12 protein-coding genes and 2 pseudogenes are annotated in these 13,523 nt (G+C 52.2%); 5 read left to right on the top strand and 9 right to left on the bottom strand.

Annotated features, from left to right (window positions below):
- Positions 1-38: 38 nt before the first annotated feature.
- A complete protein-coding gene (gene spoIVB, locus C814_RS09120; RefSeq protein WP_016315381.1) occupies positions 39-1,265 on the bottom strand; it encodes a SpoIVB peptidase in 1,227 nt (408 codons plus the stop codon).
- A gap of 522 nt (positions 1,266-1,787) precedes the next feature.
- Between spoIVB and C814_RS09115 the strand changes: the two genes are divergently transcribed.
- On the top strand, positions 1,788-2,129 hold the full coding sequence (locus C814_RS09115) for an SLOG family protein (RefSeq protein ID WP_016315380.1): 342 nt from the start codon (positions 1,788-1,790) through the stop codon (positions 2,127-2,129).
- A gap of 321 nt (positions 2,130-2,450) precedes the next feature.
- Positions 2,451-3,731, top strand: coding sequence for an FMN-binding protein (locus tag C814_RS23460; RefSeq protein WP_016315379.1), 1,281 nt, complete (start codon positions 2,451-2,453; stop codon positions 3,729-3,731).
- Between the two features lie 170 nt (positions 3,732-3,901).
- Here the strand turns inward: C814_RS23460 and C814_RS23455 are convergent.
- Both C814_RS23455 and C814_RS0103990 read right to left on the bottom strand, forming a co-directional pair.
- Positions 3,902-4,006: pseudogene (locus C814_RS23455) on the bottom strand (methyl-accepting chemotaxis protein); the annotation flags it as partial.
- Positions 4,007-4,138: 132 nt separating this feature from the next.
- Positions 4,139-4,396, bottom strand: a pseudogene (locus C814_RS0103990) (transposase); the annotation flags it as partial.
- 448 nt (positions 4,397-4,844) lie between these two features.
- On the opposite strand from C814_RS0103990, the gene C814_RS09105 reads away from it, so the two are divergent.
- The 3 genes from C814_RS09105 to C814_RS09095 all read left to right on the top strand — a co-directional run bounded on the left by C814_RS09105 (position 4,845) and on the right by C814_RS09095 (position 8,376).
- Positions 4,845-6,242 (top strand): hypothetical protein, encoded by a 1,398-nt coding sequence (locus C814_RS09105; RefSeq protein WP_016315378.1) that lies wholly within the window; start codon positions 4,845-4,847, stop codon positions 6,240-6,242.
- A gap of 341 nt (positions 6,243-6,583) precedes the next feature.
- Positions 6,584-8,134, top strand: a complete 1,551-nt coding sequence (locus C814_RS09100; protein WP_081644911.1) for a BCCT family transporter — start codon at positions 6,584-6,586, stop codon at positions 8,132-8,134.
- Complete coding sequence (locus tag C814_RS09095) at positions 8,131-8,376, top strand: hypothetical protein (protein ID WP_016315376.1); 246 nt, start codon at positions 8,131-8,133, stop codon at positions 8,374-8,376. The genes C814_RS09100 and C814_RS09095 overlap by 4 nt, the downstream gene beginning before the upstream one ends.
- 400 nt (positions 8,377-8,776) lie before the next feature.
- On the opposite strand, the gene C814_RS09090 is transcribed toward C814_RS09095, so the two are convergent.
- The 6 genes from C814_RS09090 to C814_RS09075 form a co-directional block, all read right to left on the bottom strand.
- On the bottom strand, positions 8,777-9,463 hold the full coding sequence (locus C814_RS09090; RefSeq protein WP_081644910.1) for a sigma-70 family RNA polymerase sigma factor: 687 nt from the start codon (positions 9,461-9,463) through the stop codon (positions 8,777-8,779).
- The gene (gene spoIIAB, locus C814_RS09085) at positions 9,460-9,897 is read right to left on the bottom strand and encodes an anti-sigma F factor (protein ID WP_016315374.1); all 438 of its coding nucleotides are present in this window, start codon (positions 9,895-9,897) and stop codon (positions 9,460-9,462) included. The genes C814_RS09090 and spoIIAB overlap by 4 nt, the downstream gene beginning before the upstream one ends.
- Positions 9,894-10,331: an STAS domain-containing protein gene (locus C814_RS0103985; RefSeq protein ID WP_016315373.1), complete on the bottom strand. Its 438-nt coding sequence runs from the start codon at positions 10,329-10,331 to the stop codon at positions 9,894-9,896. The genes spoIIAB and C814_RS0103985 overlap by 4 nt, the downstream gene beginning before the upstream one ends.
- A gap of 437 nt (positions 10,332-10,768) precedes the next feature.
- On the bottom strand, positions 10,769-11,395 hold the full coding sequence (locus tag C814_RS22105; protein WP_016315372.1) for a stage II sporulation protein M: 627 nt from the start codon (positions 11,393-11,395) through the stop codon (positions 10,769-10,771).
- Positions 11,386-12,690 carry a bifunctional folylpolyglutamate synthase/dihydrofolate synthase gene (locus tag C814_RS09080; protein ID WP_016315371.1) on the bottom strand — a complete coding sequence of 435 codons (1,305 nt, stop codon included), beginning with the start codon at positions 12,688-12,690 and terminating at the stop codon, positions 11,386-11,388. The genes C814_RS22105 and C814_RS09080 overlap by 10 nt, the downstream gene beginning before the upstream one ends.
- A 78-nt stretch (positions 12,691-12,768) precedes the next feature.
- Positions 12,769-13,398 (bottom strand): CatB-related O-acetyltransferase, encoded by a 630-nt coding sequence (locus C814_RS09075; RefSeq protein ID WP_016315370.1) that lies wholly within the window; start codon positions 13,396-13,398, stop codon positions 12,769-12,771.
- Positions 13,399-13,523 lie beyond the last annotated feature (125 nt).

Genomic DNA, 13,523 nt, shown 5'->3' with positions numbered 1-13,523 from the left:
CGAAAGCTTTATAAATTTTAGATAAAACTTTGTTCAAATTACCGCGTGTTTTTATGACTATTTTCGACTCCCTTTGACATTTTTTCCATATTTTCTGCAAAAATCCCGTATCCTCGAGTAGGATCGTTGACGAAAACGTGGGTAACTGCCCCCACCAGTTTCCCATTTTGCAGGATGGGGCTGCCGCTCATTCCTTGTACAATCCCCCCGGTTTTTGCCAAAAGCTGTGGATCGGTCACCCGAACAACCATGTTTTTTGTCGGATTGTTCTCGGTAATACTCACCTTTTCGATCGAAATGGTGTATTCCCGCGTCTGCCCATCGTCCAGTGTGCAGAGAATTGATGCGGGACCTTCGGTCACCTCATATTTCATCGCCAGCGGGACAGGTTTCGCATTTCGCAGCGGGCGCTCCCCTACCCCAAAAATTCCAACCTGTGAGTTGATGAGCAGTTCCCCGGTATGCTCCCCGGTGAAGCTGCCGCGCAGCTCGCCTGGTGAACCGCTCTCGCCGCGGTTCACCCCAGTGATCTCTACCCCGACAATTTCACCTGAATGCAGTGGCATAATGTCCCCAGTATCAACATCGCAAATCGCATGTCCCAACCCTGCGAATACGTTGCTGGTCGGGTTATAATAGGTCATGGTGCCAATCCCGGCTGAACTATCCCGCACCCAGATGCCGGCGCGATAAATACCGTCATCCCCCCGGACCGGCTGCAGATGGAGGAGCATCTCCTCCCCTGAGCGCTCCAGTTCGACGCTGATCTTCCCGCCCGAGCAGGAGGAAACCACTGCCCCAACATCCTCATTGGTCTGAACCGACTGCCCATTCATGGAGGTAATGATATCCCCCACCTTAATTCCTGCTTCTTTTGCCGGATTTTGAGAGGTGCCACCGCTGGCAATGTCGCTCAGACCGACCACAATCACCCCTTCGGTAAACATCTTAATCCCAAATGGGTTCCCTCCCGGAATGACCATCTCGCGATCAACCACCTGCACCTGCACCTGTTTGATCTCTACTCCATACGGCAGTTTAAGGTTCACATTATAGCTGTTGCCCGGGGCAGCATACGCTTCGGCCGGCAAGCTCCCCTGGCTGCTTCGGGTGGTGATCGGAAGGCTGGAACGTATGTTGAGGGTTTCTCCCGCCGCTACATAGTAGTGGTCGGGCAGGACCGCCTGTGTATAGAGAGCGACCGACTGCACCGCGACAATCGCAAGTGACAGCAGCTTCGCAAACCGTTGATATTGCTTTCTCATCGGATGATTCCCCCTACAATTTTTTTGAATGTCTTTCATGCCTTTACTGTTCCACCCCGCACAAATTTTATAGCGGGGAATAACTGCAAGCATTTTCGCCAGAGGGAAAAATGGCTGCTCGCCCCGATCCGAAATTTTCCGTAAAAATTTTGAAAAAGCATGGTGAAACGGTTTATATTATGTTACAATATTCGAGGACAGCCGAAAGAATCCGCTTATCATACGGTTTTGGGGCGAGTCGTCAACGGCAGACCAAAACTGGGTGGAACGTCTGCCAACTTTCCAATATCATTTTCACAGTGCGTGAGCGTTATAATCGAAGCATTTGGTCAGATTCTATAGCCATCGAATCTGCCCGCGGGCTTTTGCCGTATAAAACCCGTACTTATTTTTATCTATTCTGGCTATAAGTGCGGAATTGAGAACAGAACTGTAATAGGTTGTCCAGTCAGCATGTGAAAATTCCTATTTTTAAAAATGGGAAGTAAAATTTCCCATTTTATTGCAGAGAGGTGTCGGTAGATGCGGATTGCCATTGTTGGGTCTCGAGATGTAAAAGGGTTCACCCTCGAGCGGATGCTGCCGCACATTCCGCCGGAAGCTACTGAACTGGTAAGCGGGGGCGCACATGGGATTGATCAGATGGCAGAGCAGGCTGCTCAGGTTCTGGGACTGCCTATCCGGATATTTCGTCCCGACTATAAAACCAACGGACGCCTCGCACCGCTCGTCCGCAACCGACAGATCGTCGAATATGCCGATCAGATTTATGCGTTCTGGGATAATCAATCCCGTGGAACCGCATATACGCTTAAACTCTGTATCGAGCAGGACAAACCGTTTCGGATCATCCCTCTGAAATAATCCGATAGGATGCCCCCAACAAAATCAAAAAGTTCGGCAAAAAAACAACGTCCTCGAAGAGGGACGTTGGATTTGTTATTGGGTGAAACTATGCTGAAGTGTTGGTCGGCCTGCATAACAGGTTTGTTCCCTGGTGTCTTGTTCTGCGAAGCCTAGTCCTCAATTCAATTTGACGCAAGTGCTGTCAAGTGGTATAATAAGCTATCGTACTAATGGTTATGGTCGGACCGGCACATGGGTGCTGCCCTGTTTCCATCCTGGTGGACAAGGATACCGCAATGGAATGTCCAGCAACTTTTGAATATCGGAGGTCACACATAAATGAAGAAACTGCTTTCCACCCTGCTCGCCTGCCTGGTTGTTGCAGGCTCTCTTTCCGCATGTAAACGCACGACTCCCGAGCCGGAGCCTTCCAGTTCTGCCCCGGAGGAACCGCCGGTCGTCAGTTCCATCTATCAGGATGGCGCATATTCGGTTAAATATTCTGTGCCCGCTGGGGACAGCACCCTCGATTACCTGACCATCTCGGTTCTGGACGACGAAATTACCGTCCAGGATTATGGCTTTGAGCCGTACGAGAACCCCGACGCTTCCGAACCGGCGGACGAATCAGAAGCAGCTGTGCAGCCAGAACCGTCTTCTTCATCCGAACCGGAAGGTGAAGATACCGAGACGGTCGACTACGCTGCCGAGATCAAATCGGCCTATCGGGCGGCAGATGGCGATCTTGATACCATTGAGCCGGTGGAAGGGGCCGAAGAACACAGTTATCGGTTTGTGCGGATGATGCGTACTGCACTCGAATCCGCCAAGGAGGGAAATACCTCCACAGTTACCATCGGCACCCGGTTCCTGGATGGCAACTATGAAGGACGAATGGAGTCCGCTAATCGCGATGGATGGCAGGAATTTGTTACGTTGACGGTCGAAGGCGGAGAAATCACCGAAATCATCTATAATGCATCCGGTGAGGAGGATTCCTCCAAACTGATTACCGAAGATTCCGAATTGAACGCGCAGGCAGATGGTCCTGCCGATTACTACCCGGCGATTGCGCAGGGCTGTCTTGACAATGGTGGGGATTTCTCCAAGATGACTGCCCCGACCAATGGCGGCGCAGCGACCAAAACGTTTGGAAAACTCATGCGTGCATTGACTGCACAAATGACTTCAGGCGGTGAAAGAAAGATCGCTGTTTCTCGTCTCGCCGATGGCCTTTACACTGCCCGTTTTGCGGACTTTGACGAGAACGGCTGGAAAGAATACGTTGTACTCAAGATCAAAAACGGCAAAGTGACGGTCGATGAGTTTGACGCAATCTCCGAAAAGGATGATGCAGCCAGACGCTCCGCCGATACCGCACTTTCGGATCGGATGCGAGAGGCCACTGGCCTTTCCTACAGCGATGCTGTTTCTGCACTTGTGAATAACTGGGAAAAGGCTGAAAATGATGTTACCCAGGTGGACAATGTCGCAGGTGCTACCGTCTCTTCGAACAGTTTCAAACTGCTGGTTGGCCAGCTCCTCGCCACAGCCGCTGTAGAGGGAAATGCGGAAGTTCCCATCGAAGTCGAGCGTCTTCCGGAAGACGCCGAGGAATAAGAACCTGTATTCATAATCAGAGGATGCCGGATGGGCGAGGGATTTTGCTGCCCTGCAAGGCGAAAAAACGCAGACAATACTTTGTGTATTGCAAGATTTTTCAACGCGGCAGGCTGACAAAAAAACCGCTCAGACGGTGTCGAATGGTTGTGAATACGGGTTCTTAATGCCAGGATGTTGGTCTGGAAAGCAATATCCTTAATTACTCGGGTGATTTTCTCAATCTCAGCAGAGGAGTGGGCGATATTGTCCATAGCACTGGTCAGTCCGCACATTGAAGTGATCCCCAAAAGTTAGACAAAGTTTGAGACAAGAGATTGTTCAAGGAGCCGAAAGGGCTTGTTGTCTGTGAAGCGCAGGCGGCAAGCCCTTCAGCTTTGCCTTATACGGCAGTTGCTGTAGTAATCAAGATATTCCAAGAGTTTTTCCCAAACATCTTTTCTGTGCCAACGGATGAACCTCTGATGAACACTGCCCCACTTCCCGTAATCGGGAGGCAGGTCACGCCAGGGCGCTCCGGTTCGCAATACCCAAAATATCGCATTGATAAAACGGCGGTTATCCTGAGCAATCCCGCCCCACTGGCCTCGTTGCCCCCGCAAATGTGGTTCGAACAACTCCCATACTTTATCGTTTATATCATGCCTGTGATAGGATGCATCCATCTTTCTGTCCCCTGTCTTTTTAAAATAGTTCCATTCTATCACAATTCCCCCCTCTTATGTAGATGCTATCTATAAAAATGTAGAAAATATACAATATAGATTGGGATACTGTTCAAAAAGGCAGTGCTCAATTGAACAGCCATAGAAAGCGGTATACTGGTATTCAAATGAATCAAAGGCATTATTATGACCATCCTGAAAAAAATGAAGCATTGTTTTCGGGGCAAGCACGCAGCTTCAGCGCTGGAGAAGCATTCTGCCTTGCAGATGGGCGGCTGGAACGATTATAGGCAAATTTTTCCCGGTTGCTGACATTTCCAAAGAAATATGCTATAATATTCGATAAATCTGCTTGGAATGGATTTTGTATACTTGAGAATCGTCACACAATTCCTCTCTGCATTGATGATGTGATTCTGTAGTCGAAAAGAAAGGATGCTCAACTACTGTGTTCAGAAGAAAACTGCTCTCTTTTATGCTTGCTCTTGCGCTCCTGCTGCCGTTCGAAACACTCCCTGTTCTGGCCGCCGAGCGGCCTGAAGACACACTGAAAATCGAAACCACCGGCGAAACACTGCAAGGAACATCGGTCTACCGTTCCCCTGTAACCCTCACCCTTTCGGCTGAGCCAGGCGTACGGGAGGTTCTGATTAAAGAAGATGGGTTATGGATGTCCCTTTCGCTCGGCGAGGACGGGACATGCACTCTTAACTTCCAGAACGATGGTGTATACCGGTTCCGATTCTGTACCGAGGACGCCGATGGCCTGCGCAGCAAACCGCAGGATGTTTCGTTTATTATTGATGTTCAGCTTGCCGGTGTGCTGGATGCCTGCCGCGCGCTTCCCTCGCTTGACGCTTCGAATGACCAGATGGTTGAAGCCCGGCGTGCGGAGATCATGTCGGTACAGGGACAGTTCAGTGACCTGACCGATGTACAGCGCGCCTATTTCCCTGCTGACGAAGAGGAGCACCTTTCTGTGCTCGTGCGGTGGCTGAACCGTATGCGTCCCGGAATCGACGTTTTCCCGCCCGAAACACCGCTGGTAGCAGTTTCGGAAAAGAAAATCGGTGACTCAAACATCTATCCCGAGGGTACGCAGATCAAAGTCTACACCGAAATCATGCATGACGTCGACCATATGGCGATCCGTCGCGAAGATGGCGTCTGGCAGCCGATCGAAAAACAGTGGGATTCCTACATAGAAACCTTCAAGGAACCGGGGGTCTACACCTTCGACATCTGCTCGCAGGATGCCTACGGTAACCACAGCCCTGCCCGCGAATTCACCATGATTATCTCTACCGAGCTTTATGAGTTTATGCAAAAGGCAGAGGTCGCTGTTGAGCTTGACGCAGAACAATCCCTGCTCGACTATTACGCACTGGATATGCGAAAGCGCAGTATGGTTGGGCAAACCATCTGGCGGCGGCTGTCCACCCTTTACGAGATCAACTGCAATGTGACCGGGGTAACCTGGAAGGCTGAAGTGGATGGACAGCCAGTCGATGCGATTGGGATGCTGCGCGGCTTCCCATTAGGCAACGCCGTCTTTTCCATCGACGGCGCAGAGAGCGCACGTACCCTTCCCAATATCACCAAGAAAATCTTTTATGAATATTCGGTCACTTTCCAAGATGCGAAGAATGGAGAAAAAAAAGATCCTGCCCAACCGGTACTAATCCGGCTGGGCATCCCCCCCTTCCTGCGCAGCCACAAGGGGGTTGCGGTCTATGACAGCACAGGCAATGCGGTCGAATCCCGCATTCGCAGCGAGGACAGCGGTCTGGTGCTCGAGTTTTTGGCTGCACGTTCAGGCGCCTATTATTTCGCCGCAGATTCCTAAAACCCCCTGTCATTTTTCCTAAAAATCCGGCTTTCAATTTGTCGAAAGCCGGATTTTTTACACTACTGTTCAGACTGTACAAAACTATAGATTGACTGTTTGTAAATTTTGTGATATAATATCTGAAAAATGGATATTAGATTCGAATTATGTTCGGGATGACACGGAAATAGGTTTCGTGTCGCAATCAAACGGTCATTTTTAAGGTTGGATATTTGGATATATTTGGGTTTGTCTGAAAACAGTGAAATGCAAACTATCGGTTTTTAGACGGCTCTCAGGAAAGGGGGCGGGTATGGCATTCAGATCCAGCCTGCATTTTGCAGAAAGGTCGGTGCAGCATGTATCGAAAACAAAGCAATTCAGATTTTTCTATCGTGATTCCAACATTGACGCTCTCGGCTGTGATCGCTGGGACTCTCATCTTTTTTCCAGATACGGCCAGGCGGATCATCTCCATGCTCTATTCCATGGTGGTCGGTCAATTCGGCTGGATGTATATCCTCGCATGCCTCACCTCGTTTGCTTTCCTTGGATGGGTGACCTTCTCCAAGTTCGGGGACATCACCTTTGGCAAACGGGGAGAAAAACCTGTCTATTCCAACTTCGCGTGGGCAGGGATGCTGTTCACCTCCGGTGTTGGATCGAGCGCGGTCATACTCGGGTTCGTCGAACCGCTCTATTACCTCAAAGACCCTGCACTTTCAATCGAGCCGTTCAGCGAGCTGGCGTATGAATACGCCCATATGTATGGACAGTTTCACTGGGGACTGAGCGCCTGGGCGTTCTATATCCCGGCAATTACCGCCATCGGATTGATTGTTTTTAAAGATAACGAGCATCTTCTGCGGCTTTCGGTGGTCAACAACCATCTCCATCCTGGAAGCATCAGCCGATTTCTGGGAAAATGTATCGACGTGCTTGTCATGTTCGCGATTCTTGCAGGAATTTCCACTTCACTGGGGTTAGCTGTCCCGGTCGTCTCCAATCTGATCTCCGGACTGTTCCGCATCCCGAATACCCTGCCCTTGCAGATCGTGATCCTCATGATCTGGATTTCGATTTTCACATTCAGCGTCTTTCGCGGCCTGGACAGAGGGATTAAGCTCCTTAGCGACATCAATGTTGTTCTGTTGATTCTCTTTGGATCTGTCCTGCTGATTCTCGGGCCGACCATCGACATCCTGAAGATGGAGGTCAACAGCATCGGTCTGTATCTACAGGATTTTGTCCGAATCAACACCTGGCTCGACCCATTTGGAAGTGGGGAATTTCAGGAGATGTGGACGATCTTTTACTGGGGCTGGTGGCTGACCTTCATGCCGCTCATGGCGCTTTTTATCGTCCGTACCTCGCGCGGACGCACGCTGCGCAGCGTCGTCTGGCAGCAGATGCTGTGGGGGACCCTCGGCTGCTGGTTCTGTTTCGGCATCTTTGGCGGATTTACGCTCCATCTCCAGCAGACCGGTACCGTCGACTATGCCGCGATGCTTGAAACGCAAGGGCAGGAGGCAGTTGTCGTCTCGCTGCTGCGTGCAATGCCGCTCGCCCCGCTGATGATCCTGCTCTTCTGCCTGTTGGTTTTTATCTTTCTCGCCACAACGATTGACTCCGCCGCCTATATCCTCGCGAGCAGCAGCGCCAAAACCCTTTCGGTTGACAGCCAGCCCAGCCGGCCAATGCGCATCTTCTGGGCCGGAGTGCTTGCGGTACTCTCGATCGGCCTGCTGGTCATCAATGAGCTGAAAGCGGTTCAGACCATTTCGCTGATCGCCGGACTGCCGATGATCTTTGTCCAGTTTTACATGGTATTCGCGGGATACAAACTGGTCAAGCGGTTCGGTGCGCCAGCAGCGCAAAAACGTGACCGCGCGCGGGAGATGGCCGAATGAACGGGTTCTCCGGCTGGTTCGACCGAACCAGCGGTTATGCGCTTCATCGCATCCATGCTGCCCCCCTCTCAGGCTGCTGTAAAGAAGCCCGTCCGGACGGGCGCGTCGCTCGGATCCCCGGCCTGCCGCAGCCTTGCCCACTCTATCAGTGCGCATTCTGCGGCAGGCTCTACGCCCGCTGCCAAGACGGATTTCTCCCGATCGACCATCCTCTCCGCTACCAGATTTTTTCCCTAAAATAACCAAAAAATCACCCGGCGTTCGGAAATCCCCGAACGCCGGGCTTCGTTCTCTCTCTCCCTTCTGCAGACAGGCAATTTTGTAGATTCAAACACCAGTTCCCATTCCCAGCTGGGCTGCATAGGATACACCAGGAGCAAACCCAAGCGGTGGCAGTATGGGGGTGGCGACAGCCCTTGAACAGCCTGCGTATGAAGACCTGCCGCTTCAGATAGAATCGGTGCGCGAAACACGCTTCCGACTGTGTCATCCATCCACAGATCGGATGGCATTGCCCCGCTCCGGACATCTCTGTCGGGATTGTCCAGCATCAATCCCGACAGAATCCGGCTTATCTATTGACGTTGCCTGTCTTGCTTATAGGGCCGACAGGCTTGGTGACTTATAGACCCGGACAGGTCCCTATCCGCTGAGTTGGGCGCGCAGGGCTGCAAGAATTTTTTTCTCCCTGCGGGAAACCTGTACCTGCGTCATCCCCAGTGCCTGCGCAGTCTGGGTTTGGGTCTTTTCTGAAAAATACCGAAGGACAATTAGTTTGCGATCATTGGGTTCCAATTCTCCGACCACCTGCTTGAGTGCGATGAGATCGGAAAGCAGATCCTCGGGGGACTCGACCGGCAGATCAATCTGCATCCCTCCATCTTCGTCACTTCCGGTCAGAGAAATCGGCGGTGCGGACGCACAGACTGCCTCAACCACCTGTTCCTCGGGCAGATCAAGAGACTGCGCCAGTTCGGAGATGCCCGGCTCCCGCCCCCAAAGGTTGGAGAGCCGTTCCCGTTCCCGATTTACCCGGATGGACAGTTCTTTGAGTGTACGCGAAACCTTAACCGCTCCCCCATCCCGGAAGAGGCGCCGCATCTCTCCGAGGATAACCGGCACTGCATAGGTTGAGAAACGCACCCCGCGCCCCTCGTCGAATGCGTCCGCTGCCTTGCATAACCCCATGCATCCCGCCTGAAACAGATCGTCATACTCGATCCCCCTGCCTTTAAACCTGTGGGCGCAGGAATGCACCAGACCAATGTTGTTGGAAATTGTCTCCTCTCTTTTGGACGCGGATGTCTGGCATTCGATCATCGGCATCATTCCCCCTTACAGCGGATACTCCTTTCCAGCGTCACCGTCGTCCCCTTCCCTTCCTTGGAGATGACCTTTACCCGATCCATCAGGCTTTGCATGACTGCAAAACCGAGACCGGCGCGCTCCTCCTCGGGAACCGAAGTATACATCGGTTCCATCGCCCGCTGGATGTCCGGAATGCCGCAACCCTTGTCACGCACCTTGATCTGGATCCGGCGGTCCGGATAGAGACTGGCGGATATGTAAACGATTCCCAGTCGATCACGGTAACCATGTACGATACAGTTGGTCACCGCTTCACTGACCGCTGTTTTGATATCTGCCAGCTCTTCAACCGTTGGGTCCAGCTGTGCCACAAATGCCGCGACTGCCGTACGAGAAAATGATTCGTTCACCGACCGCCCTTCAAATTGCAGCTTCATTGTGTTAACCGGTTTCATACTTCCTCCCCTCCGATCCCGAATGGAATGTCCTCCAGTTCTTCCTCAAAGCGCCCAGCTTCCTGCATCTCTTCCGGTGCTTCCTCCAGAACAGGTTCCGCAGGAGGCCGACGTCTGCGCTGTTCCGGCCTGTCCAGAATCGCAAGGCGATCCAGCCCCGCGAGCATCATCACCTTTTTGAGGTGCCCTGCAATATTGATCAGATGCAGGTTTCCGCCCAGCTCCTGCATCAGCTTATATCGTCCCATTACCAAACCAATCCCCGAGGAATCCATAAAGCTGACTTCCCGGAAATCCAAGTCCAGCTCCCGCACCTGCCCGGTCATAACCGCATTGTCGATTGCATCACGGAGTTCCTTCGCGTTGTGATGGTCGATCTCGCCGATCAGCCGCGCAATGCAGTATTCTTCAGCAATCTCAATTTGTACAGACATCGTTTCTACATCCTTTCTATCCTCAAACGGCTGCAAACTGCTTTCTAGCCAAAACACTTCAAAAAAACAGGCGCTTTGTTTTTCAGCAGCGGATAAAGGCCCGCCAGCACAGTTTGTGTGCTGGATGACTATGTAAGGCTACTTGCTGCGGCAGAAATCGCCACAGGCTTGAAAAGGATCATCCCGGTTCTTTTCAAGTGTTTCGATTCTAAAAAACAAAAAGCCCTATCACACAGGATAGAGCTTTTGATATAAAAAAGTTGTCGCAGATGGTCGGGCAGTACAGATTTTCCGCTGGGAATCTGTTTCTCATGCGGCTGATGTCCCAAAAGCGTACCGAGTCCAAAATTTCGCCAGTCTTAAAGAAAGACTACGAGTCCGGGACGCGAAAAGAGAAGGCTTTTTACGAACAAAAAAGCCTTCTCTTCAAAGATTCTCTAAACGCCACCCATAACCAGCTCGAGCACAAGCGGAGTCAGATATCCTTCTGCCAGTCCCGCAAGAACCAGCAGCGGGGTAACAATCAACAGGAAAAACCGCGCCGTCTCCATCAACAGTTCGGGAAACGTGTGGGTGCAGGGCTTACGAAGGACCCACCGGATCATCTCGAGGCAGAGCCGCACTCCCATTGCACCCGCAAGCAAAAGCGCTGGCAGTTCGAATATTCCATGCGGCAGGATGCCCGCCAGAATAAAGCGCCAGCCGAGCAGTTGAATGGAATAGGCGCCCAACCCACCGATCACCGCCGCATTGATCGCCAATGTCACAAGCGGCAGAAAAAGGAATGGGATCAATCCGAGCAGCATCCCTTCCGCACTTGCAATCAGATTGTTTGCAAGCAGCAGAAGCGGGCTGATGTGCCCTTCAATTTCAAGATTCTTTCCCTCAAACAGGGTAAAAATCTGTTCTGTGGCCTGTTCAAGCAGCTCTTGATTTTGCTGGAATACCCAACCGCTCAAAAAGACCACTGAAAAGAAAAACAGAGTACAGAAAAGTGTCGGGAATGCGAGTTTCTTCCGAAAAAAGGCACCCGTCTCCCGATATTGGGAACCGATCAGCCGCATCCGTCTGCCTCCTTTTTAAGCAGGAGTTTACGCGCCTGCGCCGCCAGGTAAAGCGACCCGCAGACTACCACCGCCCCCTGTTCGGATTTTGCAACTGCCTGTGCGAGGAACAGCCCTTCCTCGAGTGTGTGCGCTGCCGACGACTGCAATCCCAGTGCGTCCGCCCGCGCCGCTAGATCGTGTGCATCGAGCGCGCGGGGATTATCCGGCGTGACACAGATCAACCTCCGGAACCGCGGCGCAAGGGCATCGAGCGCACCGGCACTGTCCTTATCGGAGAGCACCCCCATCACCCCGGTGACCGGGGTTTCGCCGAGCATCTCAAGTGCGCGGGCAAGGGTCTGCGCCCCCTGCGGGTTGTGTGCGCCATCCAGGATGGTCAGCGGGTCGGTGCAGACCGTCTCGATCCGCACCGGGAACCGCACCGATTCCAAACCGCTCCGGAGTGCGGACGCTTGCGCCGCTTTGGGAAATCCTTTTTTCGATAGCTCGTGCAAAGCGGTAAACGCTGTCCATGCATTCAAAATTTGGTGTTCCCCCGCAAGCGGCAGATGCAGCTTCAATCCGTTCAAGCTGATCTCACTGCCCGAAATACGCATTTGGGCGGTCGCAAGCGTCTGTTCCAGCTCGACGTCGGACACGCTGACCATCACCGCACCATTCCGCCCGACAACATGCTGCCGGATGATCTCGAATGCTTCCGGAGCCTGCCGCGCGCTGACCACCGTACGCACCCCCGGTTTGCAGATTCCGCACTTTTCTGCGGCAATCTGTGCGAGGGTATCCCCAAGAATCTCGGTATGATCCAGCCCGATCGAGGTAATCACACAGAGCAGCGGATGTTGAATCACGTTGGTGGCGTCAAACCGTCCGCCCAGGCCGGTTTCCAGAACGACAATGCCGCAACCCTGCTCGGCAAACCAGCAAAACGCAAGCGCGGTATTCAGTTCAAACTCGGTGAGTTCCCCCGCCTGTTCGGCAAACGGCTGTATCCGCTCGACCAGTCGCACCAGCGCATCTCGCGGGATCATCTCGCCATTTACCTGTATCCGCTCCCGGTATTCCAGCACGTACGGCGAAATATACATACCGGTTTTATAACCTGCTGCCCGCAGGACGCTTGCAATCATCGCAACGGTCGAGCCTTTGCCGTTGGTGCCCGCTATGTGCACACAGGAAAGCTGCTCCTGTGGGTTGCCGAGCAGTGTGAGCAAAGCCCGCATCCGTTCCAGACCAGGCTTTGCGCCAAAGCGTCTGTGGGAATGGATGTAGGCCAAAGCCTCCTGATAATCCATAATAACCCCCTTTGGTTTGGTGTTCTCAGTGCCGCTTTTCATTTCCAACAAATGTAAGAACAGCTCTAAAGATTAAAATTATACGATCTGTTCGATCCTGCCGGACTGAATCGCCGCGATATTTTCGGCAATCCGCTCCTCCGGCCAGTCCCACCATTGTAACTGTAACAGTTTCTGTACCGTTGTTTCGGGGAAACGCCGGCGGATCGGTTTCGCCGGGACCCCGCATACAATGGTATAGGCCGGCACATCCTTTGTCACAACCGCGCGGGAACCGACAATCGCGCCGTCCCCGATAGTGACCCCCGACAGAATTACCGCCTGATACCCAATCCAGACATCATTCCCAATCACAATGTCCCCTTTATTGTCCCAAGAATCGGCCACACGTTCTTTCTGTAATCCCCATTCTTCGAAAAACAGGGGAAACGGGTAGGTGGATAATGACCGGAGGGTATGGTTGGCACTGTTGAATAAAAATTTCGCACCACAGGCGATTGAGCAGAATTTCCCGATCACCAGCCTATCGTGGTTGATTGGATAATGATAAAGCACGTTCTGACATTCAAACCGGGTTGGGTCGTTTTCAAAATCGTTGTAGATGCTGTATTCCCCTACCAGAATGTTGGGATTTGTAATCACATTTTTCAGATAAACCGTCTGGGTATCCCCTGTTCGAGGATAGATTTTCTGTTCCGGTATCGTCATGGAAAATTCCTCCTGTATTTGTTTCGATGGTTTGTGTGACGACACCGGCTGCCACAATGCAGCGCCTCAACCCTTTTCCTTCCTTTCTTAGAAATAGAGAATCTCCCTTATGCAACAAAGGTTCC

Source organism: Anaerotruncus sp. G3(2012) (assembly GCF_000403395.2).
Lineage (GTDB): Bacteria > Bacillota > Clostridia > Oscillospirales > Ruminococcaceae > Anaerotruncus.
This window is presented reverse-complemented; position numbering and strand designations above follow the sequence as displayed.

Coding starts and splice junctions, on each gene's coding strand:
- C814_RS22105 (WP_016315372.1), bottom strand. CDS start 11,395: ATGCGGCTGATCGGTTCCCAATATCGGGAGACGGGTGCCTTTTTTCGG.
- C814_RS09100 (WP_081644911.1), top strand. CDS start 6,584: ATGTATCGAAAACAAAGCAATTCAGATTTTTCTATCGTGATTCCAACA.
- C814_RS23460 (WP_016315379.1), top strand. CDS start 2,451: ATGAAGAAACTGCTTTCCACCCTGCTCGCCTGCCTGGTTGTTGCAGGC.
- C814_RS09095 (WP_016315376.1), top strand. CDS start 8,131: ATGAACGGGTTCTCCGGCTGGTTCGACCGAACCAGCGGTTATGCGCTT.
- spoIIAB (WP_016315374.1), bottom strand. CDS start 9,897: ATGAAACCGGTTAACACAATGAAGCTGCAATTTGAAGGGCGGTCGGTG.
- C814_RS09075 (WP_016315370.1), bottom strand. CDS start 13,398: ATGACGATACCGGAACAGAAAATCTATCCTCGAACAGGGGATACCCAG.
- C814_RS0103985 (WP_016315373.1), bottom strand. CDS start 10,331: ATGTCTGTACAAATTGAGATTGCTGAAGAATACTGCATTGCGCGGCTG.
- C814_RS09115 (WP_016315380.1), top strand. CDS start 1,788: ATGCGGATTGCCATTGTTGGGTCTCGAGATGTAAAAGGGTTCACCCTC.
- C814_RS09080 (WP_016315371.1), bottom strand. CDS start 12,690: ATGGATTATCAGGAGGCTTTGGCCTACATCCATTCCCACAGACGCTTT.
- C814_RS09090 (WP_081644910.1), bottom strand. CDS start 9,463: ATGATGCCGATGATCGAATGCCAGACATCCGCGTCCAAAAGAGAGGAG.
- spoIVB (WP_016315381.1), bottom strand. CDS start 1,265: ATGAGAAAGCAATATCAACGGTTTGCGAAGCTGCTGTCACTTGCGATT.